Annotated in this window: 17 protein-coding genes; 16 read left to right on the top strand and 1 reads right to left on the bottom strand. The window is 53.4% G+C overall.

The annotated features are described in order from the left end of the window. The first annotated feature begins 5 nt into the window (after positions 1–5). The 8 genes from GXP52_06965 to GXP52_06930 all read left to right on the top strand — a co-directional run bounded on the left by GXP52_06965 (position 6) and on the right by GXP52_06930 (position 8,705). A complete protein-coding gene (locus GXP52_06965) occupies positions 6–1,004 on the top strand; it encodes a tetratricopeptide repeat protein (protein NOY87026.1) in 999 nt (332 codons plus the stop codon). Between the two features lie 183 nt (positions 1,005–1,187). Beyond that, positions 1,188–2,207, top strand: coding sequence for an NADH-quinone oxidoreductase subunit NuoH (nuoH, locus tag GXP52_06960; protein NOY87025.1), 1,020 nt, complete (start codon positions 1,188–1,190; stop codon positions 2,205–2,207). An 11-nt stretch (positions 2,208–2,218) separates the two neighbouring features. Then, the gene (locus GXP52_06955) at positions 2,219–2,665 is read left to right on the top strand and encodes an NADH-quinone oxidoreductase subunit I (protein ID NOY87024.1); all 447 of its coding nucleotides are present in this window, start codon (positions 2,219–2,221) and stop codon (positions 2,663–2,665) included. Positions 2,666–2,681: 16 nt separating this feature from the next. Next, the gene (locus GXP52_06950) at positions 2,682–3,188 is read left to right on the top strand and encodes an NADH-quinone oxidoreductase subunit J (protein ID NOY87023.1); all 507 of its coding nucleotides are present in this window, start codon (positions 2,682–2,684) and stop codon (positions 3,186–3,188) included. After that, positions 3,185–3,487 carry an NADH-quinone oxidoreductase subunit NuoK gene (nuoK, locus tag GXP52_06945; protein NOY87022.1) on the top strand — a complete coding sequence of 101 codons (303 nt, stop codon included), beginning with the start codon at positions 3,185–3,187 and terminating at the stop codon, positions 3,485–3,487. The genes GXP52_06950 and nuoK overlap by 4 nt, the downstream gene beginning before the upstream one ends. 11 nt (positions 3,488–3,498) lie before the next feature. After that, positions 3,499–5,430 carry an NADH-quinone oxidoreductase subunit L gene (gene nuoL / locus GXP52_06940; protein NOY87021.1) on the top strand — a complete coding sequence of 644 codons (1,932 nt, stop codon included), beginning with the start codon at positions 3,499–3,501 and terminating at the stop codon, positions 5,428–5,430. A gap of 152 nt (positions 5,431–5,582) precedes the next feature. Then, a complete protein-coding gene (locus GXP52_06935) occupies positions 5,583–7,217 on the top strand; it encodes an NADH-quinone oxidoreductase subunit M (GenBank protein NOY87020.1) in 1,635 nt (544 codons plus the stop codon). A 12-nt stretch (positions 7,218–7,229) separates the two neighbouring features. Beyond that, a complete protein-coding gene (locus GXP52_06930; GenBank protein NOY87019.1) occupies positions 7,230–8,705 on the top strand; it encodes an NADH-quinone oxidoreductase subunit N in 1,476 nt (491 codons plus the stop codon). A 270-nt stretch (positions 8,706–8,975) separates the two neighbouring features. On the opposite strand, the gene GXP52_06925 is transcribed toward GXP52_06930, so the two are convergent. Next, positions 8,976–10,013, bottom strand: coding sequence for an AI-2E family transporter (locus GXP52_06925; protein NOY87018.1), 1,038 nt, complete (start codon positions 10,011–10,013; stop codon positions 8,976–8,978). Between the two features lie 256 nt (positions 10,014–10,269). Between GXP52_06925 and GXP52_06920 the strand changes: the two genes are divergently transcribed. The 8 genes from GXP52_06920 (at position 10,270) to rlmKL (ending at position 24,146) form a co-directional block, all read left to right on the top strand. Continuing rightward, entirely contained in the window at positions 10,270–10,755 is a 486-nt protein-coding gene (locus tag GXP52_06920) for a peptidylprolyl isomerase (GenBank protein NOY87017.1), read from the top strand. Positions 10,756–11,006: 251 nt separating this feature from the next. Beyond that, on the top strand, positions 11,007–12,884 hold the full coding sequence (locus GXP52_06915; GenBank protein ID NOY87016.1) for a PAS domain S-box protein: 1,878 nt from the start codon (positions 11,007–11,009) through the stop codon (positions 12,882–12,884). 82 nt (positions 12,885–12,966) lie between these two features. After that, positions 12,967–14,811 carry an ABC-F family ATP-binding cassette domain-containing protein gene (locus GXP52_06910; protein NOY87015.1) on the top strand — a complete coding sequence of 615 codons (1,845 nt, stop codon included), beginning with the start codon at positions 12,967–12,969 and terminating at the stop codon, positions 14,809–14,811. A 458-nt stretch (positions 14,812–15,269) separates the two neighbouring features. After that, positions 15,270–16,472 carry an amino acid ABC transporter substrate-binding protein gene (locus GXP52_06905; protein NOY87014.1) on the top strand — a complete coding sequence of 401 codons (1,203 nt, stop codon included), beginning with the start codon at positions 15,270–15,272 and terminating at the stop codon, positions 16,470–16,472. Further along, a complete protein-coding gene (locus GXP52_06900) occupies positions 16,462–18,984 on the top strand; it encodes a PAS domain S-box protein (GenBank protein NOY87013.1) in 2,523 nt (840 codons plus the stop codon). The genes GXP52_06905 and GXP52_06900 overlap by 11 nt, the downstream gene beginning before the upstream one ends. 198 nt (positions 18,985–19,182) lie before the next feature. Further along, positions 19,183–19,674, top strand: coding sequence for a YajQ family cyclic di-GMP-binding protein (locus GXP52_06895; protein NOY87012.1), 492 nt, complete (start codon positions 19,183–19,185; stop codon positions 19,672–19,674). A 219-nt stretch (positions 19,675–19,893) separates the two neighbouring features. Beyond that, entirely contained in the window at positions 19,894–21,891 is a 1,998-nt protein-coding gene (locus tag GXP52_06890; protein NOY87011.1) for a HAMP domain-containing protein, read from the top strand. Positions 21,892–21,986: 95 nt separating this feature from the next. Further along, positions 21,987–24,146: a bifunctional 23S rRNA (guanine(2069)-N(7))-methyltransferase RlmK/23S rRNA (guanine(2445)-N(2))-methyltransferase RlmL gene (rlmKL, locus tag GXP52_06885; GenBank protein ID NOY87010.1), complete on the top strand. Its 2,160-nt coding sequence runs from the start codon at positions 21,987–21,989 to the stop codon at positions 24,144–24,146. The last annotated feature ends 114 nt before the right edge of the window (positions 24,147–24,260 follow it).

Below are 24,260 nucleotides of genomic sequence, written 5' to 3'. Positions count from 1 at the left end.
CGAAGATGATCTGCCCGGCATGCAATCTGTTGATCCCGGAGGACAGCCGCTACTGTAAAGAGTGCGGCAACAAGCTCGAAGCGACGGTCGATGACCAGGAGGCCCTGTCCAACCAGGAGAAGGCCGAGCGGCTCTACCGCGAGGGAAGCTCCCTTTACCACCAGGGGCACTTTGACGAGGCCCTGAAGCGATGGGAGGAAACCCTCGAACTGGTACCCGATTTTCAGATGACCCGATACTACATGGGGGTCGCCTACTACGACAAGGGGATGCTCTCGGCCGCCCTGGAGTGTTTCAAGAAGGCTGAGGCCGCAAATCCCACATCTCCCGCGGTCCACTATCGCCTTGGAATGACCTGCTACGCCATGGGTCTTCTTCCCGACTCGGAGTTTCATTTCAACCGGGTGAGAAAGATGATCCCCGACACCGCCCAGATTCACTACCGTCTGGCCCTCCTTCACCAGAAGAATGCCAAGCTCGACGACGCGGTGGAGGAACTGCAGCGATCCCTCGAAATATCACCCACCTTCGCAAGGTCCATGTACGTGTTGGGGACCGTTTATTTCCAGAAAGGAATGCTGCAGGAGGCCGAGGATGCCCTCAGGAAAGTGGTGGAAATCTCCCCCGGGTACGTCATGGCCTACTACTGGCTGGGGCAGGTCTACTTCCACAAGGGCAACATGCAGGATGCCATAAATGCATACGAGCAGGCGCTGGCGCTGTCCCCGCAATTTACAGCTGCCTATTATCATCTGGGTGTGGCTCAGGCAAGGAAAGGGGCCCATGAGGATGCGGCGGCCAGTTTCAACAGGGTTAAGGAACTCGATCCAATGGATTCCAGCGCCCTGTATCACCTGGGCAACAGCTACGTTCATCTTGGTATGCTGGACAAAGCCGAGGAGCTGCTTAACGATGCTATTAAGCTCAATCCTGAGAATACGGACGCCTTTTTCCTCCTTGAAAAGGTCGGAGAAATCAAGCGGTCCGGCGCCATGGAATATTGATGACTTCGAAAAAGTCATCAACGCGCCCATTGAAGGATGTGCAAATCAAAAACTTGCAGGGCAAGTTGTTGATTTGTGAGGAAAGAGAAAATGGCACTTTTCGCTTTCCGTGGAGCAAAAAGCCACGAATGGACTTTTTACGACCCTGTCAATAATTAAGGGTCTGGATACTAAGGGAAGGTTATGGATAATATCTGGCTTTTCTTGCTTATCATCCTGTTGAAAATAGTGGCTGTCCTCATCGTTGCCTTAACGGGTGTGCCGGTCATGGTGTGGATTGAAAGGAAGGTGTCGGGACATATCCAGAATCGCCACGGGCCGCTTTATGTAGGTCCCTTTGGGCTTCTTCAGCCCATCGCCGATGCGGTCAAACTCTTTTTCAAAGAAGATATAATGCCTTCCAAGGCCGACAAGGTTCTCTTTATCCTGGCGCCGCTGATGGCATTTGTTCCGGCGCTGCTGACGTTCGCCGTCATCCCCATCGGGCCGTATATCCAGATCTCCGACCTCAATATCGGTGTTGTGTACATCCTTTCCATCTCGTCTCTCGGTGTTTACGGCATCGTTCTGGCCGGGTGGTCATCCAACAATAAGTACGCCCTCCTGGGGGGCATGCGGTCCGCCGCGCAGATGATCAGCTATGAGCTGACCCTGGGACTTTCCATTATAGGGGTGCTTATGTACTCACGATCTCTGTCCATGTTTCAGATCGTGGAGGCACAGCGGGGGCTATGGTTTGTCATTCCCCAGTTCCTGGGTTTTATCCTTTTCCTGGTCGCGTCCTTTGCCGAAACCAACCGTCTTCCCTTTGACCTTCCCGAGGCCGAGCAGGAACTGGTGGCGGGGTTCCACGTGGAATACTCATCCATGAAGTTCGCCCTGTTCTTCATGGCCGAGTATATTTCCATGATATCCATATCCTGCGTTTTGGTCGTTCTGTTCTTCGGGGGCTGGCTCCCGCTTCCCATTGTGGGGCCCATCATCGATTCGGCGCTGCCCGTTGCTTTTGCGGCCTACGTTATGCCCATTGTCTGGTTCCTGTTGAAGGTTGGATTTTTCCTCTTCTTCATGGTCTGGGTGCGGTGGACATTTCCCAGACTCCGATATGATCAGCTCATGGGGCTTGGTTGGAAGGTTCTTCTTCCTCTCGCAATTTTTAATGTCTTTTTATCAGGCATCCTTCGGATGTCCGGAATTTTATAGGAGAGACCTCCGTGGGCCTGCTGACCAACATTTTTCAAACCGACCTGATTCAGGGGCTGACTCTTACTATCAGGTATTTCTTCTCCAAGCCGGTCACCCTCAGATATCCGGAGGTGCGTTGGGAACCACCCCCTCGATACAGAGGCGCACAGGTACTCAAGCGGCACCCCGACGGTAAGGAGAGGTGTGTGGGTTGTGGTTTGTGCGCGGAGATCTGCCCTTCCAGTGCCATTATCATCAGGACCTCCGAGGGTGAGGAACACGAGAAGCTGATCGATTTCTACCAGATCAATCTGGGACTCTGTATCTATTGCGGATTTTGCCAGGAGGTCTGTCCCGAAGATGCTGTCTGGATGGGGAACGATTACGAGTTGTCCGTCACCGACCCCTTCAACCTGAACGTGACCAAAGAGTCGATGCTGACCAAGGGGGATGACCCCCGGTACGAGGACCTGTAGGGAGTAGCCGATGGATTTGTATTCATTGTTGTTTTACTATTTTGCGGTGGCCACGATTGTGACGGCCGTGTTATCGATTTCCCGTCACAATCCGGTCCATTCGGTGGTGTTCCTCGTTCCGTGCTTCTTTCATGTGGCGGGTCTTTTTGTACTGCTGGACGCTGAATTCCTGGCTGCCATTCAGATCCTTGTCTATACCGGCGCCATCATGGTCCTATACCTTTTTGTTGTTGCCCTGCTGGACCTCTCCGAAACCAGGGAACTGAGGATTATTCACCGCCAGCGGTTCTTTGCGATGATCGCCGGTATCGCACTTATGTTTGAACTTGTCATCCTAACAGTGCAGGGTTCATTTTCCCGCCCGGTTGTCAAGCTTGTCGGCCGTATCTTCGGTGGAAATACCGAAGCTGTGGGCACAAGCCTGTACACGACATTTCTGTTCCCATTTGAACTGGCGTCCCTGGTACTGTTGGTGGCCATTTTTGGGGTTGTGGTCCTGGCGCGAAGGGAGAAAACGGAATGATTACCCTCACTCACTATCTTGTCCTTGGGGCTATTCTGTTTGTCATCGGTCTCCTGGGGGTGCTCCTCAGGAGGAACGTTATCATAATTCTTTTGTCCATTGAGCTGATGCTCAATGCCGTGAATATCAACCTGGTCGCCTTTTCCCACTATATCCACAATATGGCGGGTCAGGTATTTGTGTTTTTCGTGATGACGGTGGCGGCTGCGGAGGCGGCTGTGGGTCTCGCGATCCTTGTGGCCATGTTCCGCAATCGCGAGACCGTCAACGTTGATGAAATCAATCTGATGAAGGGCTAGGAGAAGAGACGATGACAGAAGCGGTAGTCCTGGTACCACTTTTCCCTCTCCTGGCGGCGATCGCCAACCTTATCTTCCGTAGGCGCCTGTCAAGGTCAGCGGTGGGGATGCTGGCATGTGGTTCGGTGGCGGCGGCGTTCCTTGCCTCGGTGGTGGCGATTTTAGGATTGACGGGAATGGATGCCGGTTCCAGGGTTTTCAATATTAACCTGTTCGAATGGATCAGTTCCGGGAATTTTTCGGTTCCCGTCGGGTTCCTGCTTGATCCGCTTTCATCCGTGATGATCCTCGTGGTTACAGGGGTCGGATTCCTTATCCATGTCTACAGCATCGGCTACATGCATCACGATGAGGGTGTCGCCCGTTATTTCCTGTATCTGAACCTCTTTATTTTCGCCATGCTCATGCTTGTGCTTGGCAACAGCTTCCTGGTCATGTTCGTCGGTTGGGAAGGGGTGGGGCTCTGTTCCTACCTGCTCATCGGATTCTGGTATAAAAAGGAGAGCGCTTCCTCGGCAGGCCGCAAGGCCTTCATCGTCAACCGGGTGGGCGATTTCGGGTTCATGCTGGGAATGCTTCTTATCGCCATCCGCTTCGGTTCCCTGTCATACGGGGAGGTTTTCGGAAGAGCCCACCAGGTGTTCAACCAGGGCGACCCCATGATCATCCTGATTACCCTGCTGCTCTTTCTCGGCGCGACCGGAAAATCCGCCCAACTGCCTCTCCACATCTGGCTGCCTGACGCCATGGAGGGCCCCACACCGGTTTCCGCCCTCATCCATGCCGCCACCATGGTGACCGCCGGCGTCTACATGGTCTGCCGCAGCCATGTTCTCTTTGAAATGGCCCCGCCAACTATGATGCTGATTGCTTCAATAGGGGCTCTGACCGCCTTTTTCGCGGCTACCATCGCTCTTGTCCAGAACGACATCAAGCGGGTCCTGGCCTACTCCACAATCAGCCAATTGGGGTACATGTTCCTCGCGGTTGGTGTCGGCGCTTATACGACGGCGATCTTTCACCTCATGACACACGCATTTTTCAAAGCCCTGCTATTCATGTGTGCGGGCAGCGTAATGCATGGGCTTGCGGGAGAGTTGGACATACGCAAGATGGGCGGACTGAGGAAAATCATGCCTACAACTTTTAAGACATTTGTTGTGGCATCCTTGGCCATTTCGGGTATTCCTCCCCTGGCGGGGTTCATGTCCAAGGACGAAATCCTCAATGCCGCCTTTAATTCAAAGTACGGAGGTGGCTTTCTCCTGTGGTTTGTGGGTGTGGTTACTGCTTTCATGACCGCGTTTTACATGTTCAGACTGGTCTACCGGGTATTTTACGGTGAGTCGAGGCTCGACCCTGAAGTTGCGGAACATGCACATGAATCTCCATCGGTCATGACGGTCCCGCTGGTCATCCTGGCATTTCTTTCGACTGTCGGTGGGTTTGCCGGGTTCCCCATCATTGAGAAGTGGCACCTCCTGCACAATTGGCTTGGCCCCGTTTTTAATGCCGTTGCCGAGCATGGCGGAAAGATGGCCGAGACCGTCCAATCCATCACTCTCGAACTGGGCCTGATGGGGGTGTCGGTTGTGGTGGCGGTCGGGGGCATCTGGCTGGCCTTGGTCATTATCCTGCGAAAGCCCCAGATTGCAGAGGAGATCAGGAAGGATTACAGTTTCCTTTACGACCTGTTTTTCCATAAGTGGTGGGTGGATGAACTCTACGGGATGGTCATTGTCAGGCCCCTTAATCGCCTTGGCAACCTTCTGTGGACCGGGTTCGACGGCGGGGTCATAGATGGAACGCTTCACGGAATCGCCAACAGCGCGAATGGGTCTGGAAGGCTGCTTTCCAGGCTTCAGACCGGCCTTGTTCAGAACTATGCTCTGGCCATGACTGTTGGACTGGTTCTGGTGCTTTTCTGGACCTTTTTTGTCTAAAGATTGTCAATATTGGAGTGTCCTTTGGTTAAAAGGGAAATGAAAAAAGGTATCTTTCGCCGGTATCGGCCCGGCAGGTTGGTTGAGATTCTGACTTTCAAGCAACGTGTCAGGCGGGTATCGTCGGGCGGAGAAAGGGTTTCATGGAACATATGACCTTCCCTATATTGTCAGTCATAGTTTACCTGCCGGCAGTGGGGGCGCTGATACTCGCTCTTCTGGTGCCGGGGAAAAAGGTTAACCTCATCCGGAATTCGGCGTTGGTAATCGCTGTTGCGGATTTCCTGGTCTCTCTTCTACTTCTGGCCCAGTACAATGTCGGGCAATCCGGGTTCCAGTTTGTGGAAAGGGCAAGATGGATTCCAAGCCTGGGCATCAGCTACCTCATGGGAGTGGACGGGATCAGTCTTCTCCTGGCCCTGCTTACCACGCTCCTCGGTATGCTCGCCATATTGTCTTCCTTCTCTGCCATCAAGGACCGGGTCAAGGAATACATGATTGCCTTCCTGCTCCTTCAGTCCGCCATGCTGGGTGTGTTCTTCGCCCTGGACCTGGTCCTCTTCTATGTTTTCTGGGAAATAGAGTTGATCCCCATGGCGCTGATTATCGGTGTATGGGGTGGGCCGCGCCGGATATATGCTGCTGTGAAGTTCTTCCTCTACACCCTGGTCGGCAGCCTTTTTATGCTCATAGGTTTTCTGGTCATCTATTTTTCGTACCATTCGGCCACCGGGGTCTATACCTTTGACGTCATCCGGCTTTTTACGTCCAATCTGCCCAGGGATGTTCAGATGTGGGCCTTCTGGGGGCTATTCCTGGGGTTTGCCATCAAGGTTCCTCTCTTTCCATTTCATACGTGGCTTCCTGACGCCCATGTGGAGGCGCCAACCGCAGGTTCCGTCATCCTGGCGGGTGTTCTGCTTAAAATGGGAACGTACGGTTTTGTACGCTTTTCCCTTCCCATCCTGCCCGATGCCGCGATCAAGGCGATACCGGTGGTACTGGTCCTTTCGGTTATCGGAATCATCTACGGCGCGCTGGTGGCCTGGGTGCAGCCCGATGCCAAGAAGCTTGTCGCCTATTCATCCGTGAGCCACCTGGGTTTTGTAATGCTGGGACTATTTACCCTCTCTATCCAGGGGATACAGGGCGGAGTCCTCCAGATGATAAACCATGGACTTTCCACAGGGGCCTTGTTCCTTCTGGTTGGGATTATCTATGAGCGCAGGCATACCCGGCTCCTTGATGATTTCGGTGGCCTGGCCTCGGTGATGCCCATTTACGCGGGCATACTTGGGATAGCTACATTCTCCTCCATCGGGCTGCCTGGGCTCAACGGTTTCGTTGGAGAGTTTCTCATACTCCTTGGCGCCTTCAAATCGGGGATGTTCGTCTTCGGCGTTTTAGCGGCGACCGGAATTATCCTGGGGGCGGTGTACATGCTTCACATGTACAAGAGGATCATGTTCGGGGAAATCACCCACGAGGAGAACCGGAAACTTCTGGATGTCAGCATGCGGGAGATAATAACTCTCGCGCCGCTGGTTGTTCTGATGTTCTGGGTAGGAATATATCCCAAACCGTTTTTGAGAATTCTGGAGCCGGCGGTGAACCAGGTGGTCTCGCGGGTAGAATCGGCAAAAACCGCGGAGATCGAGCTGAAAAAACTGCAATCCGATGGATCGGCGGCAAATGTCCCTGCGATGAACGTTACGGTGAATATGGATAAACAGTCCATTATGTTCAACGGTGTCAATGCCCTCCCCCGAGACGAGGGGTTGAATTAAGGAAAAGTGCCCATGCAGAGTCTGACGATTCCATTCCCTGATTTCAGGGTCATAGCTCCGGAGTTGATACTCACGCTGACTGCGTTCATGGTTATTCTGTGGGAACTGGTCACCCGGACGAAGAGGCATGGCGCTTCCTTCTTTATTGGTATGGCCGGTGCCATTGCGGCCCTCGGGGTGGCATTGTTCGAATTCAACCTGAATGTCTCCACTTTCGGGGATTCGCTTGTTCTTGACCCCTATGCTTCCTTTTTCAAGGTGATATTCCTGTTCGGACTGATTCTGACCATGACGCTTTCCCTTCGCTACATCAAGGAGGATGGGACAGAGGACCACTCGGAATATTATGCTCTTCTCATTCTGGCTACGGTTGGAATGATGGTAATGGCCATCGGAAGGGAACTGATCACCATCTTCCTGGGCCTGGAGATACTCTCCATTTCCCTCTATATTCTGGCTGGATTTTTCAGGACGAATCTGAAGTCCAACGAGGCGGGCCTGAAATATTTTATCCTCGGCTCCCTCGCTACCTGCATCATGCTTTTTGGAATGTCCTATATCTACGGTGTTACCGGCAGCACGCATCTTAGAAAAATCGCCGACGCTATCACCTCCCACCCGGCAGTACTCAAAGACATCCCCCTCATGGTCGGGCTGTTCATGGTAATGATAGGGTTTTTCTTCAAGATCTCTGTTGTCCCATTCCACATGTGGACCCCTGACGTATACGAGGGTGCCCCCACCCCTGTGACGGCCTTTATGTCAGCGGGACCCAAAGCTGCCGGCCTGGCTGCGCTTATCCGGATTTTCATGGAGGCTATGCCCCAGATGAAAGGGGACTGGGAGATGCTTGTCATAGTCCTCAGCATTTTAACGATGACTGTGGGGAACCTGACGGCTCTGAGACAAAAGAACGTGAAGCGGATGCTTGCCTATTCTTCCATAGCCCACGTAGGCTACATCCTTATTGGAGTGGTTGCTTCCGTGGGCGGTCACCCCGATCGGGCCATATCATCCGTCATGTTTTATCTCATGTCATACACTTTCATGAATATCGGCGCTTTCTCGATTCTTATATATCTTAAGCGTGAAAATATGACAGGAGAAAATCTGGATGATTTCCAGGGTCTGTCCCGGCGGGCTCCCGGCGCTGCGCTGGCCATGATGATTTTTATGTTCTCCCTGGCGGGAATTCCTCCCACGGCAGGTTTTGCCGCCAAACTGTATGTGTTTTATGCCGGTATACAGGGTGGGTATTACACCCTTGTCATTATCGGAATTCTTAACAGTGTGGTCGCGGCCTTCTACTATCTGCGCATTATTGTCCTAATGTACATGAAGGAACCGGAGGGCGAGTTTGCTGCTACCGAGGGCTCGCTGGCGCTCTGGGCCGGGATAGCTCTGGCATTGACCGGCACCATCGTTCTGGGAATCCTGCCCGGCGGGGTTCTCGAGGCCGCGAGACTGTCGGTCCTGTCTCTCATGTAACCCCCCGAATAACTTCTTAAAAAGCTGTTCATCCTGAAAATGAAATTCTGAATGAAGTCCAGGTTGGTGAAAAAGCAAATTTAACACAGGGTTAAATCCAAATCCCTGGCGGGTTAAACCAGGATCTTATGGTTAGATCTTTTCAGTAAAACCCTCTTTAAAAACCCTGTGGGGCAGCCTGTGAGGGGCTGCGCCGTGTTAAAAGCTTTTGACCTTGAGATCCGTCTTGGGGCAAACCTGCCGGCGGGACTTTTTGCGAAGTCAGCAACCCTATTCGGAAAATTCATCCTGGTAAGATTTACCGGATCCCATCATTATGCTTATTGGTCTTAGCTCCTCCACGTTTTCGCACAGGATCTTGACCGCCGAGGCGATGGGGACGGAGAGGAGCGCCCCGATGATTCCCCATAGCCAGCCCCAGAACAGCAGGGACAGGAGGATCACCACCGGGCTCAGGTTCAGCCTGTCCCCAACCACCTTGGGGGCAACGACGCTTCCAATGACCATATGAATAGTCAGGAGTGCGATAAAAGTCGCCACCCCGGGCCAGAATACCGGGAAGAACTGAATGAAGGCAAGAAGGATGGGAGGAACCGCGGATATTATTGATCCAATGGTCGGAATAAAATTGAGCAAAAAAGCCAACGCGCCCCACGTTACAGCGAAATCCACCCCGATGACGGTCAGTGAAAGCCAAACGAGAATTCCGGTGGCAAGGCTGATAATGAACTGTATAACCAGGTAGCGGCTGAACTGTGAGGATATTGTGTTGATTATAAGGGTGACCTTCTCGGCATTTTCGTCTGAGAGGGCCTTCTTGATCTTGAACCTGAGGTAGGGATGTCCCAGCAGGATGAATACCAGGAAGATAACCACAAGAATCAGTTTGTTCATGACGAACAGGAGAGACCCCGAGAGCTTCACCAGGAATGTGCGCAGGGTGATCATCCAGTTGAATTCAGTAAGAGGATTGTGGGCGAGGTTGAATCTGTCCCTGACAAGCTGCGTTATCTCGTTGAAACGGCTATGGTATTTTGGAAACGCGGAGATAAAGGTGGATATGCGTCCGTTCAGAAAAATGATTGCAATGTAGAGGATCCCGATCAGCAGGACCAGGACAAGGAATATGGCTATTGGTCTTGGAACCCTTTTTCCCGCCATCATGTTGACGGCGGGCGCCAGAATAAAGGATAGGAGCCAGGCAATTATCAGGGGAAGAATCACAGACTGGGCCTGTTGCAATACGAAACCCACTGCCACCGTTGCCAGCACCGCCAGGAGGGCCACGGAAATTCTACTCCGTTCAATCCCCATCCATGCCCCCCGTCCTTACCTTCATGCCCGGAACACCCATACGCTGACTCTATAATATTTACCGTTCATAGGGAACCACTCATCTCCATTGACAATCCATCTCAGCTGCTGTTTTTTGCCGGCTTTAGGGCCTTGCCGTAAAAGGGCAGGAAAGATAGGATAATAGGGTTGCAAGAAGTCCATCAAGCAGGATGTGCGCGGAGCGTGCATCCTGGGGCTATCCCGCCACCATGTTAAATGGAGAGATAAAATGCGAATTGCGAAAAACAAGGTGGTTTCCATCGAATATACACTCAAAAACGGCAAGGGGGTTGTTATCGATTCTTCTAACGGCCGGGATCCACTGAATTATATTCACGGCGCTGGAAATATCATTGAGGGTCTGGAAAAGGCCCTGGAGGGGAAAAAGACAGGGGATGAGCTGACCGTCACCATACCTCCTGAGGATGCCTACGGCCGGCGGGACGAGTCTCTGACCCAGGTGATAGACAGAACCATCCTTGATGTGGATGGTGACCTTGAGCCGGGAATGCAGTTCCAGGTGCCGACAGACGATGGTCTTATTATCGTAACGATAACCGCCGTAGAGGGCGAAAAGATAACCATAGACAGTAACCACCCCATGGCCGGAGAGACACTGAATTTTCAGGTGAAGATCGTGGGTGTTCGCAATTCCACCGATGAGGAGCTTTCCCATGGTCATTCCCACCGGCATGGAGAATCCTGTGGGTCCTGACCACCTGGATGAGGACCATACCCCACTATTTGTCATCGCGAACCATATCCGGGTGAAGCGATCCCGTGGCGGCCGGAGGGCGCCGGAACGACCTTTTACAGCTCCGCATGAGATTGCCACGCCTACGGTTTCACTCGGGCTCGCAATGACAGCGAAATAATAAAGGTACGCATTATTGTGATGAACCTTAAATTTAGGACGCTGATGACTGAATTGAAGGGGCCTGCAATTCCAGGGATCAGGAGACGCCGGTGACAGGGCCTTTGCTGGCCGGCATTCTCATCGGAGCCGGGTGTGTCTTCATCATCGGTTTGCTGAGGCCGATCCTTTTCCCCCGGTGGGCGGGGAAGGGAAAGATCCTTGACAGCCGGGTCGATGGTGGCGCCGGTGTTCTCCTTGAGGCCGTTCCAGACATGTTTTTTGTCTTCGACGCGAATGGAACGCTCCTGGATTTCAAACCCGCACCCGGGATTAGCCCTCTTCTGCCCCCCGAAGAATTCCTGGGAAAAAACATAAAGGATGTCCTCCCTCCCGATGTATCGGGGAATGTTCTGGAATATATTGGACGGACTCTGGCAACGGGCGTGCCCCAATATTTTCAATATGAGCTGCATGTGGATGGTCTCCCATGTCAATACGAGGCCCGCATGGTCCTTTTCGGTGATGGGGAGGTCCTTGCCATTGTCAGGGATGTGACGGAACTGGCAGAGGCACAAAGGAAACTGGCGGAGTTGCAGGAGATTGATGAGAAGATACTGGACGGGTCTCCTTTGGCCTTCGTCCTGCATGATCCGGATATGCATACTGTCAGGGTGAGCAGCGCATACCAGGCGGTGACGGGGTTTGACCCCGAGGAGGTCCTGGGGAGGACACCGGAAGAATTCATGCCCGATGGACCGAACAAGCGGGAAATTATTGAGAGAATCACCAGGGTGAGAGAGGAAGGGCGGCGGTTCGGTCCCCATGACATTGTTTCACCCCTGCCGGGTCGATACTTAAGGGAGACCATTCTTCCCCTTTTTGACGACAACGGGAAGGTGTCCCACACATTGAGCGTTCTCGAGGATATCACCGACCGGAAACGGATGGAGACAGCGCTCAAGGACAGTGAGATTAAATACCGCGTACTCTTCAATAAAGCCAACGACGGCCTCTTGGTCTACGAATCGTTGGAGGATGGGCGGCCTGGAAGAATTCTCGAAGTCAACCACAAGATGAGCGCCATGCTCGGCTATACCAGGGAGGAACTTTTGAAAATGACCCCCCGGGATTTCATAAAACCGGAGTCCGAAACGGACGGGGTGGAGGTAGAAAAGAGATTTCAGACCGAGGGCAGCGCTGTCTTCGAAAGGGTCCTGGTATCCAAGAGTGGTGCAGAAATACCCGTGGAGGTCAATTCACATCTCTTCGAGTTCTCAGGTTCCATGGCTGTATTGGGCATCCTCAGGGACATCACGGACCGCAAGTTGGCCGAGGACAGGATTAGAGACTCCCTGGCCGAGAAGGATGTCCTTCTGAAGGAGATTCACCACAGGGTGAAGAATAACCTGCAGGTTATTTCCGGCCTGCTTAATCTCCAGTCGCACTATATCGGGGATGAGAAGGTTAAAGGCATCTTCAAGGAGAGCCAGAACAGGGTGAAGACAATGGCCCTGATCCACGAAGAACTGTACCAGGCCAGGGATCTGGCAAGCGTGGATTTTTCCGATTATATCAGGAGCCTGGTAAAAAATCTTTTCGCATCCTACAGCATCGATCCCGATGCCCTGTCCCTTGAACTGGATCTCGAGGATGTCAACATGGTTGTGGATACAGCCATTCCCTGTGGCCTCATCCTCAACGAGTTGGTGAGTAATTCTCTCAAACACGCCTTTCCGGACGGCCGCCGCGGAAAGATGAAAGTCAGGTTCGTATCCAACGGCGAAAAGAGCTACACTCTGTCCGTGGCCGACGACGGCGCAGGTTTTCCGAAGGACCTGGATATTACCAGGACTAAATCCCTTGGTATGCAGCTGGTCAATATCCTGGTCGAACAGCTTGGCGGCACCATGGAGCTTGACAGGCGGGGGGGGACACGGTTCACCGTTTCGTTTAAGGAGTACCGCGAGGCGGGAATCAACCTGACCTGACCATTTCTCGGATTCCCCGGATGTTTAAAGCCGAATGATCTCTTGAAAAACATCATGAAAAAAACCTTTCTGGTCTGAAAAGATGCTCAAGGTAGTAAACCTCTCCAAATCATATGGTTCCCATGTCCTCTTCGACGAGGTGAACTTCAACATCAACCGGGGTGAACGGGTGGGTCTTGTGGGCCGAAACGGACACGGCAAGACGACGCTCCTCCGTCTTATCACCGGAGAGGAGACCCCGGACTCGGGGAGCCTCTCCATCCCCAAAGGTTACCGTGTCGGACATCTCGCTCAAATACTCCATTTTACTCAGGCGACCGTTCTCATGGAGGCTGCGCAGGACCTGAATCACGGTGAGCGGGACGATCTATGGAAGGCTGAAAAGGTCCTGGCCGGCCTGGGATTTTCCATCGCCGACCAGGGGCGCTCCCCGTTGGAGTTGTCCGGCGGCTACCAGGTCCGCCTGAACCTTGCCAGGCTTCTGGTCTCCAGGCCTGATCTCCTCCTTCTCGATGAGCCCACCAATTATCTGGATATCATCGCCATCAGATGGCTGGAGAGGTTTTTTCTCGCATGGAGTGGGGAGCTGCTGCTTGTAACGCACGACAGGGGGTTCATGGACAAGGTGACCACCCACACCATGGGGATTCACCGCAGGAAATTCCGCAAAATCCGCGGTAATACCGGGAAATACTACCATCAGATCAGGATGGAGGAGGAGATTTTCGAGAAATCCCGAGTCAACCTCGAGAAAAAGAGGCAACAGACGGAGGAATTTATCCGGAGGTTCAGAGCGAAAGCAAGGCTCGGTGGCCTGGTCCAGTCCCGTATAAAGACCCTGGAGAAGGCCGGCATTGCCGAAAAGCTCGAGGAGATCCGTTCTCTCCGTTTCTCCTTCACTTCGCTGCCCTTCAGGTCCAGGGTGATGATGGAGATCTCCGGCATGTCCTTCTCCTACCCCGGGCAACAGGTGAAACTCATCGATGATCTGAATGTGGTTGTGGGGAAGGGTGACCGCATCGGGGTGATCGGCGCCAACGGGAAGGGCAAGTCCACCCTGCTCCGCCTCCTTGCCGGGGAACTTCGTCCGATAAAAGGAGAGGTTAAGTCCCACCCCAGGCTCAAGGTGGGTTATTATGCCCAGACCAACGTGGAACGTCTTCGATCGGATCGGACTGTGGTGGAGGAGATCAGGTCCTCCGACCCTGATGGGTCCCTGCAGAAATCCATCTCCATTTGCGGAAGGATGATGTTCGTTGACGAAAATGCCTTGAAAAGGATCTCCGTTCTGTCGGGCGGCGAGAGATGCAGAGTCCTTCTGGGAAAACTTCTGCTGGATCCCGTTCACCTTCTTCTTCTTGATGAGCCAACCAACCATCTTGACATGGAGTCCGGCGAAGCCCTTTTCGAGGCGCTGGACCGGTTTGACGGGGCTCTTGTCATGGTGACCCACAACGAGCGGTTCCTTGAAGCGTTTGCCAACCGGCTCATAGTGTTTGACAATGGCGCGGTATCTGTTTTCGAGGGAACATATCCACAGTTCATCGAGAAAATGGGCTGGCGGGCCGAGGATTCCGGACAGGATTCTCAGGGCCGGGAAAAAGGGAAAAAGGCAGGTGGCTCAAAGCGAAGCAAGGCGGCGAGAAGGGCAAGGGCCGAGTCGATCCGTGAACGTTCCCTTGCCCTCCGTCCGCTGGAAGCCAGGGTCATGGAACTAGAGGATATGATCGTAAAGATGGAACGGGGCCTTCGGGAAAATGAAGAATCGCTCGTAGAGGCATCCACCGCCGGCATGGCAGAAAAGATCGCGGAACTTTCCAGGGAAAACCATGGACTGTCGGTGGATATCGAGGGACATTACGAGCTTTTATGCCTGGCAACCGAGGCACTGGAGAGCGCACACAGGAAATGGGAGAAAATCCCTTGAATTGCATATAAATTTTCCAGTAACAGCCGGCCCCATTTTGGTTGCAGAATCGTAATCTACGAAGGTATAATCCATGTGAAATGATAATTAATTAGAATCATCGTAAGAATGAGCACCTGGATAGGATAAATACCGGAACAGGGAAAAACTTGTTTAACACAGGGTACACGGGGTTAAATCAAAATCCTTAACGGGCTAAACCAGGACCTTATGGGTTTAAGATCTTCCTTGTAAAACCCTCTTTTAAAACCCTGTGGAGCAGCCTGTGAGGGGCTGTACTGTGTTAAAAGCTTTTGATCCTGGCGCAGCCTGCGAAATTCTTCGGGATTGCTTCGCATTAGGTTCGGCTCGCAATGACAGGCGGAAGGGAAGGGTACGCATTAACCGGATGAACCAATAAATTATGGATTATGCGGTTTTTTTTGAAATGATGTTCCGGCAAGGGATGTTGAATGGGAATGAATAGAGCTTTTTGGATGAGACGGTCAATTCCGGTCTGTGTTTGTCTGTCGGCGTTGTTGTTGGCGGCAGGCCCGGTCCTGGCGTCGGCTCCGGTCAGGATCGGGTTGACACTGGGACTGACGGGAAAATACACCGAGATGTCCGTAATGCAGAAGATGGGATACACCCTCTGGGCAAGGCAGGTGAACGAACGCGGCGGCCTTCTCGGCCGAAAGGTTGAAATGATCATCAAGGATGACGCAAGCGACGGGAAAAAGGCAGCATCCCTGTACGAGGAGATGATCGTAAAGGAAAAGGTGGATCTGGTTTTAGGTCCATACTCCAGCGAGATCACCATGGCCGTCCTTCCCGTAACGGCGCGCTATGGTTATCCACTCCTTGTGGGGGGAGCCTCCTCGGACAGTATTTGGGAACAGGGCTACGACAATGTCTTCGGTGTTTATACCCCGGCGGGCAGATACACGGTCGGTTTTCTTGAGATGCTCGTCATGAATGATATTGATAGGATAGCCATCATCAACGCCGATGACGCCTTCTCTTTAAGCATTGCCGACGGAACCCGGAAATGGGCCGGGCGGTACGGATTGAATACGGTTTTCAGCGGAAGCTTCGTCAAGGGGACCGTCGATCTGAAGGGAATCCTTAGACAGGCCCGAGATTCAGGGGCGGATGTCCTCATCATCTGCGGTCACTTTAATGAGGCCGTCAACGCTCGAAAAGCATTGAATCAGATCGGCTGGATACCATCCGCTTTCTATGCCTCCGTGGGGCCTGTTCTTCAGTCATATCACGACCGCCTCGGCGATATGGCCGATGGGACATTTTCCTCCTCCCAGTGGGAGCCTCATCCTGATCTGTCCTTCCCGGGGTCGCGTGAGTTTGTCTCTGCGTTCAAAGATGCTTTCGCCCTTCTTCCCTCCTACCACGCCGCCACCGCCTTCGCGTCCTGCGTCATCCTGGAATCTGCAGTCAGGAAAGCCAAATCATTGGACCGCCCCCGATTGAGAAAAACCCTGGCCAACATGGATACCATGAGCCTGATCGGCCGTTACGGGGTGGACAGGACCGGGATGCAGATAAGGCAGTTCCCGGTGATCATTCAATGGCAAAGCGGGACAAAAGAGACAGTTTGGCCCAGTGAACTCCAGACGGCTCCCCCCGTGTTCCGCGGGGCACCCCATCCCACCGATGAAAAGTAAACTGGATATCATCTTCAGGCTTAATTTCAGAATCATCGCGCCGGTGGTACTCATGCTGTCGCTCATAGGGGTCGGGTTGAGTATTTTCGTCCTTGGAACCCTCAGTGATTTTCAGGCCAGTTCCATAAAAGAGGATATGGTGTGGACCTCGAAGCTTTCCTACGACATTGTCAACCGGCAGTACTACAGCATGGTAATGTCAGGAGGGCTAAGGGATCGCAATCTGGAGCGGATCTATCAGGGAAAGACACTGGGCGAGCTTGAGGATTTCGGCCGGCAGAAAGATTTCAGCGTGATCGTCTATTCAGAGACGGAGAACAGGCTCGTCCTTAACGGTGGGTTTCCCATCGACTTTATCAGGCGTATTGAGCATCAGTTTCCGGAAAGCGAAACAGCCAGGGTTAAATGGGCCGGCAAGGAATATTATGTCTATCACTTTGGTTTTGGTCCCTGGCGATGGCAGATCTTTCATCTAAAGGACGCTTCCCAATACGCCGGTCTGATCGTCAATATCCACTACGCCCAGTGGGCCACAGGTCTCATACTTGTACTCGCGGCGGTACTCCTCTACCTGTTGCTTCGCTGGAATATCAACCGGCCGATTGGACAGATAATCCACTCCATAGAGGAGGGTGGTCTCCCTGTCTACCGGGGCATCCGGGAGTTCGAGTACCTGGCAGGCGGTATAGGAAGGATGAGGAAAAGCCTGGAGGAGAGAGAGCGGTTTTTAGCCCGGGTTTTCGACAGCATTCAGGACGGCATCAGTATCATGGACACCGAGATGCGCATAATCAGGGTCAATCCTACGATGGAAAGATGGTTTCGCCACCAGATGCCGCTGGTGGGGAAGAAATGCCACCTGGTCTACCATGGGCTGGGGAGAAAATGCGAAAATTGTCCAGACCGGGGTGCACTTGACGGGGGCGAAGTCAGATTCAGGGTTGTACCGCGGATAGGGCCATCTGGAGAATCAACCGGATGGCTGGAGATCTTCGTGTTTCCGCTGGTGGAACCGGAGACGGGAAAGGTGGACGGTGTCATCGAATATGTCCGGGATATCACAGAGCGCAGGTGGGCCGAGGAGATGGTTCGCAAAAGCGAGGAGAAGTACAGGTTCCTTGCGGACAACGTCACCGATGTCATATGGACCATGGACCTCGATCTCCACTGGACCTACCTCAGCCCCTCAGTAACCCTCATGCGCGGCTATTCGGTGGACGAGATGCTGCAGATGAAACTGGAGGACACACTGACCCCGGAATCCTTCAAACTAGCACAAAAAGCCTTGGGAGAGGAAGCCGCCCTCGATGCCGCAGGCGGCGGGGATCCCGACCGCTCCAGGACCCTCGACCTGGAGTTCCTCCGTAAGGACGGTGGAACGGTATGGGGCGAGATTACGACCCGGTTTCTCCGTGACAAAGACGGGAAGGCCATCGGCCTGGTTGGGGTGACCCGTGATATCACCGAGAGAAAGGTTGCCGAGGATGCCTTGAAAGAGTCGGAAGAACGTTTCAGGACGGCGTTCAGAACCAGCCCGGATTCCATCAACATCAACAGACTCGAAGATGGGGTATACATTGACATCAACGAGGGTTTCACGACTATTTCCGGGTACTCCAGAGAGGATGTTCTGGGGAAATCCTCCCTGGAAATAAACATCTGGGCCGATCTCGAAGACAGGGAAAAACTTATCGAAGGCCTGAGGAAGAACGGCAAGGTCGAAAACCTGGAGGCCCCCTTCCGCATGAAAAACGGCCGGATAATAACGGGCCTCATGTCAGCCAAGTCCTTCAACCTGGGCGGGGTGCCGCACATCCTTTCCGTCACACGGGACATCAGTGAACTCAAAGCGGCACAGGACAGGCTGAGGGCGTCGGTGGAGGAAAAGGAGCTGCTTCTCAAGGAAATCCACCACCGCGTAAAGAACAACCTTCAGGTTATCTCAGGGCTCCTGAATCTTCAGGCGCATCACGTCACTGACGACGGAGCGAGGAATGTCTACAGGGAGAGCCAGAACAGGGTCAGCACCATGGCGCTCATCCATGAGGAGCTCTACCAGGCCGCTGACCTGACTCATGTGGACCTCGCCGCCTACATACAGAACCTGACGTCCAACCTGTTCGAATCATACGTGGAAAAACAGGATCGGGTTAACCTGATCCTGGAAACTGAACACATCGAGATGATGGTGGATACCGCCATCCCGTGCGGCCTCATCATTAACGAGCTGATATCCAACTCCCTCAAGCACGCCTTTCCAGACGGACGAAAAGGCGAGATACGCATCGGGTTCAGGGTGCTTCCCGGCGGCGAGTATGAGTTGATTGTTTCAGACAACGGCGTAGGACTCCCGGACGGGTTCGATGTCCGTAAGACAAAATCCATGGGCCTGCAGCTGGTGGTGCTTCTCATCGACCAGCTTGGCGGCAGCCTTGATGTATACGGAGAGAAAGGGACACGGTTTTCAATGAGATTCAATGAGTATTTGGAAGCCGGCACCACGCTGTACTAGCCTGGACGCAGCGCAGTACGCAGGACGAAGACGGGTACCGCGGAGTAAACCAGGGTCAAAAGAATTGTTTTGAATAAACCCTGTGCAACTCTATGTAACCCCGTGTACCCTGTGTTAAATTAACTTTTCCATCAATCTGGGCTTCATTCAGGTACTTATTTCCAGGGTGAACCGAAAAATACGAGGAGGTCAAGGGATATGCCGTCGTTCGACATTGTGAGCAAAGTGGACATGCAGGAAGTGGATAACGTGATTAACAATACCAGAAAAGAGATTCTGACACGTTATGATCTTCGTCAGGGTACATCCGAGGTGGACCTTGACCGGGGGGACGGAACCATCAAAATGGTGGCTGAGGACAGGATGAAGATGAAGGCGATCCAGGATATTATAGTCTCGAACCTGGTCCGCCGGAAGATAGATCCGAAATGTCTCGATGTCGGTGAACCGGAGGGGACCTCCGGGGGCCACCTGAAGTGCGAAGCCAAGATCCGGCAAGGCATCGACAGGGACCTTGCCAGAAAGATAGTCAAGCTCATCAAGGACCGGAAGCTTAAAGTCCAGGCCGCCATTCAGGACGACCAGGTGAGGGTGACCGGGAAAAAGATTGATGACCTCCAGGATGTCATAGGGATGCTTAAGGACAAGGAGCTGGAAATACCGCTTCAGTTCGTCAACATGAAAAGCTGAGAGGTCTTACTGTGTTTTTCCTCCCACTACCATCTGCATGTTGCCATGCTCTGCAGATGTATAGTAGGGTTGCCCGAGGGGTTATCCGGTATTGTACATGGATGCCGCATGGCCACGGGGGAGCCTTGCAGTCTGTGAATTCCCGTGGTAATGGGGCTTTTTTTGTCGGTTCACTACGCAAAGACCCGTCTGTCTTCATTCAGGGGTGTGTGAGAAAAAATGAGAATCGTTCATAAAATTTCCCTTTTCATGCTGGTTTTTTTCGGAACAGGCATGTTTTTAGGGGGCGTGATTACTTACGGTTCCCTTAAAAGCGTGCGTTCCGAGATGTATAAATGGTTTGACGGCAATGCCCAGACCCTGGCCGCCTCCATAGGGAATAAAGCGTTGGAAAACCTCCATTATTCCGATTACCAGGCCATCGAGCGGATGTTGATCCTGGATGTTGAACAGGACGGGAACATGGTTTACGGCCTTGTTCAGTTCGGAAATGACCTCTCCGAAATGAAACAGGCCGGTGATCCGAAAGCAGGACCCTACAGGAAATACGTGTTCAACATCATTGAGGACGGTAAAACCCTGGGGAAGGTTACCATTCACTACTCCACCAGGGTCATTGAGGAGAAGTTCACCGAGCTGACAAGGATGATCTGGTTGGGCGCCTCGGTCACCGTGGTCATCCTGCTGGTTTTGCTTTACGGCCTTGTCGTCTTCCTTGTTAACAGGCCGTTGGTTACCCTTGTCAGAAAAACCAGAGAGATAGCGGCTGGAAACCTGCTGGCGGAGGCGGAAGTAGGCACGAATGATGAGTTCGGCCAGCTATCGGATACGTTCAACCAGATGCAAGGCAGTCTGATTGATATGGTCACCAGGGTTCGCAACACTTTTGCGGACCTGGAGGCCGGGACGCGGGAGATATCCAACGTATCCAGTAAACTGTCCAGTGGAACCGATAGACAGACCAGCGCGGTTGATGATGCCTCCGTCTCCATTGAAGAGATGAGCAGGACCATGCAGGCCATCTCCGCGAGTGTTGAGGGAATGTCAAAATCGGCCGAGGAAAATTCCGCGTCCGTTCTGAAAATTGGGGCGTCCATCGACGAGGTTTCCGAAAGCGCCGAGAGTCTTTCAACTTCCGTTGGGCAGACATCATCATCAATCAACCAGATGAATTCCTCCATTCGTGGCGTTGCCCAAAACGTGGAGAAACTGTCGGCGGGTATTTCCGAGGTCACCTCCGCAATCACCGAAACGGAACAGTCCATTAAGGCGGTCGAACAGAGAGCGAAAAGGGCCCATGAACTTTCTGAGAGGGTCTCGGGGGCGGTGGCTCTGGAGGGCGTCAAATCGGTTGAAAAAGCTGTCAGTGGTATAGTTGAGGCGAAGGAAGTTGTGGACACGGCGGCCGGTGCAATTGAGAATCTGGCCAGGAAAACCGAAGATATAGGAAAAATCGTTGAAATTATTGAGGAGGTCAACGATCAAACGGGCCTGCTGGCTTTGAACGCTGCGATCATTGCGGCCCAGGCCGGAGAGCATGGAAAGAGTTTTGCCGTCGTCGCCAACGAAATACGCGATCTGGCCGACAAGACAACGGAGTCAACCAAGGAAATTACCGCGCTGATCTCCAGCACACAGAAGGAATCGAAAAAAGCCGTTGAAGTCGTGAACATGGGGGCCAGGAGAGTTGAAGAGGGGGTCGGACTTATCGGGGAGGTAAGCGAGACCCTGAAGATTGCCGGTGAGAACACACAGGAAGCGGCGGAGGCGTCCAAGGCCATTGCCCTGACGACGGCGGAGCAGGCGGATTCCATAAGGCAGATCATGGTGATGGCCGGCAGCATGTCCGAAAAATTCCAGCAGATAGCTGATGCCACCAGGGAACAGTCTCAGGGCAGTGAACAGATCATCCTGGCAGTGGAAAAGATGAACAACCTTGCCAGGGTTGTGACAATGGCAACCAACGAGCAGGCCAGAGGAATCTCCGGAATCGGTAAATCCAGCGAAGATACGATGGTAATGGCAAAGGATATCCTGGAGTCGATCAAGGAGGAGGCCAAGGTCAGTGAGATGGTCGTTAATAATGTTCTGGAAATCAAGAGCATCACCCGAACCAGCCTCATTGCCGTACGGAACCTCGATACGATGGTCGAAAAACTGATCGAGCAGGCCGGTCTCCTGAAAGAGGAAATCGACCGCTTTCGTACAGAAGAATAGCTCTAAACACCGCGGGCATCCCCGGTCGCCATGCTTATCTTCCATCTCAGGTTTTTCTCCGTGTCCTGTGTGGTGATATGGGTTAATATTGTCCCATGCATTCTTTTTTTATCACATGTCCCATGGGTATCGAATCGCTTCTTGCCGGCGAACTGCGTGGCATGGAAGCCTCCAACATAAAGGAGACCCGCTCCGGGGTGTCCTGCGATGGTGTTGTGGAGACGGCCCTCCGGATCTGCCTGTGGTCGAGGTTTGCCAATCGTGTCCTGATGCCCCTGGCTGTTTTTCCGGCAGCGACCCCCGAGGAGCTTTATGATGGTGTCCGGTCCATCCCCTGGGAAGATCACCTTTCCCCAGCCAACACCCTGGCCGTAGACACGACCGTCTCCGGTTCGGAAATTTCACACTCCCGGTACGCGGCCCTGAAGATCAAGGACGCCGTGGTTGACCGCTTCCGGGACCAGGTTGGCCGGCGTCCGTCCGTACAGGTCAAAAATCCCGATGTGCGCATAAATGCCCGCATCCACAGGAACCAGGCAACCATCAGCCTCGATCTTTCCGGAGAGAGTCTCCATAAGCGCGGATACCGTCAGGATAAGGGGATCGCCCCCCTGAAGGAGAACCTGGCCGCCGCCATTCTCGCCAGGGCCGGTTGGCCCGGGATGGCTGCCGAAGGACGACCGTTTATTGACCCGATGTGCGGTGCCGGAACCCTGCCCATCGAGGCGGCCCTCATGGCCGCGGACATCGCCCCGGGACTTTTACGCCCCTACTTCGGGTTCATGGGCTGGAAGGGGTTCGACCCCAGGGTCTGGACACATTTACAGGTGGAGGCCCGCTACCGGAGAAAGGACGGGTTTATCCATTTGCCGGTAATCACGGGGTATGACGTGGACGGCAGAATCCTGAAATCAGCCCGGGAAAACCTGAAGCGGGCGGGGCTTGATGGGAAAATAACTTTTCAGAGCCAGGATATAGGCTCGCTCCGTTCTCCAGGGGAAGGAAATTTTGGCCTTGTGGCGGTCAACCCGCCCTACGGGGAAAGGCAGGGCGAAGTTGATAAATTAAAAGGGCTTTATCAAAGGCTGGGGAAAACACTCAGGGAAAATTTTGAGGGTTGGAACGCATCCATTTTTACAGGCAACCCCGACCTGGGCAAAGAGATGGGAATAAGAGCCGTCAGGACCCACACCCTGTATAATGGCGCCATCAAGTGCAAGCTCATCCACTTTACCATAAAGAAAAGCCGTTTTTTCAAGGAGACACTGACGGCCGGTGGGTGGCCCAAGACGCCGGGTACCCCCGCATCCCGCGAAGCCGGCGGCGGGATGTTTGCCAACCGCCTTCGTAAAAATATTCGTACCATCGGCAAGTGGGCGGAGGAGGAAGGGATTACCTGCTACCGTCTCTACGGAGCGGATATTCCGGAGTACAATGTCGCAGTGGACGTTTATGGTGATCTGGTTCACGTCCAGGAGTACCGGGCGCCGGCCACTGTAGAGGCGGCAGGTGCCGAGGCCCGGCTCCGGCAGGTGATGTCGATCATCCCGGAGGTGCTGAAGATCCCCGCGGAAAAGATTTTTCTTAAAGTCAGGGAGCGCCAAAGGGGCCGGAGCCAGTATGAAAAGCTGCACGAATCAGGTCGTTTCCACGAGGTGACCGAAGGGGGGCTGAAGTTTCTCGTCAACCTGGAGGACTACCTCGACACGGGGCTTTTCCTGGACCATCGACTGACGCGGAAGATGGTCGGGGAGATGGCCCGGGGGAAAAACTTTTTGAACCTTTTTGCCTACACAGGTGCGGCCACCGTCCACGCCGCCGCAGGCGGCGCTTCCTTTACCACCTCTGTGGACATGTCCAACACCTATACCGATTGGGCCCGGAAAAACATGGCATTGAACGGCCTGAAGGGGAAAAACCACCGTTTCATCAAGGCTGACTGCATGAAATGGATCGAGGCTGCGAAAGCCCGCTACGATCTGATCTTCCTCGACCCACCCACTTTTTCGGCCTCCAAGGGGATGGAAGGCACCTTCGACGTCCAGAGGGACCATGTCGGTCTTATAACAGGGACGGCGAAGCTCCTGTCCGGGAGCGGTATACTCATCTTTTCCAATAATCGCCGGGGTTTTGAAATGGACTTGGCTTCCCTTTCCGGCCTCATTGTCGAGGACATTACCGCCCGGACAATCCCCAGGGACTTCGCCAGAAACCCGGGGGTGCACAACTGCTGGAGGATCGCAAGGGAAAGTTAACCACTTTTCGCTTTCCTCACAAATCTTCGATTTGCGCGGCCCTTGATTTCCCCCCATATGAGCGTGTAATCTGAAAATGTGGGAAAGGGGTCAGCCCGCCCGAAAACGATTCGA

It is taken from the genome of Deltaproteobacteria bacterium, assembly GCA_013151915.1.
In the GTDB taxonomy this organism is placed as follows: Bacteria; BMS3Abin14; BMS3Abin14; order BMS3Abin14; family BMS3Abin14; genus BMS3ABIN14.
The sequence above is the reverse complement of the archived record's forward strand: the minus strand, read 5'-3'. Positions and strand labels throughout refer to the sequence as shown.

Excerpts from the sequence above, each read along its gene's own strand:
- GXP52_06965 (NOY87026.1), top strand. The coding sequence starts at position 6 with ATGATCTGCCCGGCATGCAATCTGTTGATCCCGGAGGACAGCCGCTAC.
- nuoH (NOY87025.1), top strand. The coding sequence starts at position 1,188 with ATGGATAATATCTGGCTTTTCTTGCTTATCATCCTGTTGAAAATAGTG.
- nuoK (NOY87022.1), top strand. The coding sequence starts at position 3,185 with ATGATTACCCTCACTCACTATCTTGTCCTTGGGGCTATTCTGTTTGTC.
- nuoL (NOY87021.1), top strand. The coding sequence starts at position 3,499 with ATGACAGAAGCGGTAGTCCTGGTACCACTTTTCCCTCTCCTGGCGGCG.
- GXP52_06935 (NOY87020.1), top strand. The coding sequence starts at position 5,583 with ATGACCTTCCCTATATTGTCAGTCATAGTTTACCTGCCGGCAGTGGGG.
- GXP52_06930 (NOY87019.1), top strand. The coding sequence starts at position 7,230 with ATGCAGAGTCTGACGATTCCATTCCCTGATTTCAGGGTCATAGCTCCG.
- GXP52_06920 (NOY87017.1), top strand. The coding sequence starts at position 10,270 with ATGCGAATTGCGAAAAACAAGGTGGTTTCCATCGAATATACACTCAAA.
- GXP52_06910 (NOY87015.1), top strand. The coding sequence starts at position 12,967 with ATGCTCAAGGTAGTAAACCTCTCCAAATCATATGGTTCCCATGTCCTC.
- GXP52_06905 (NOY87014.1), top strand. The coding sequence starts at position 15,270 with ATGAATAGAGCTTTTTGGATGAGACGGTCAATTCCGGTCTGTGTTTGT.
- GXP52_06900 (NOY87013.1), top strand. The coding sequence starts at position 16,462 with ATGAAAAGTAAACTGGATATCATCTTCAGGCTTAATTTCAGAATCATC.
- GXP52_06895 (NOY87012.1), top strand. The coding sequence starts at position 19,183 with ATGCCGTCGTTCGACATTGTGAGCAAAGTGGACATGCAGGAAGTGGAT.
- GXP52_06890 (NOY87011.1), top strand. The coding sequence starts at position 19,894 with ATGAGAATCGTTCATAAAATTTCCCTTTTCATGCTGGTTTTTTTCGGA.
- rlmKL (NOY87010.1), top strand. The coding sequence starts at position 21,987 with ATGCATTCTTTTTTTATCACATGTCCCATGGGTATCGAATCGCTTCTT.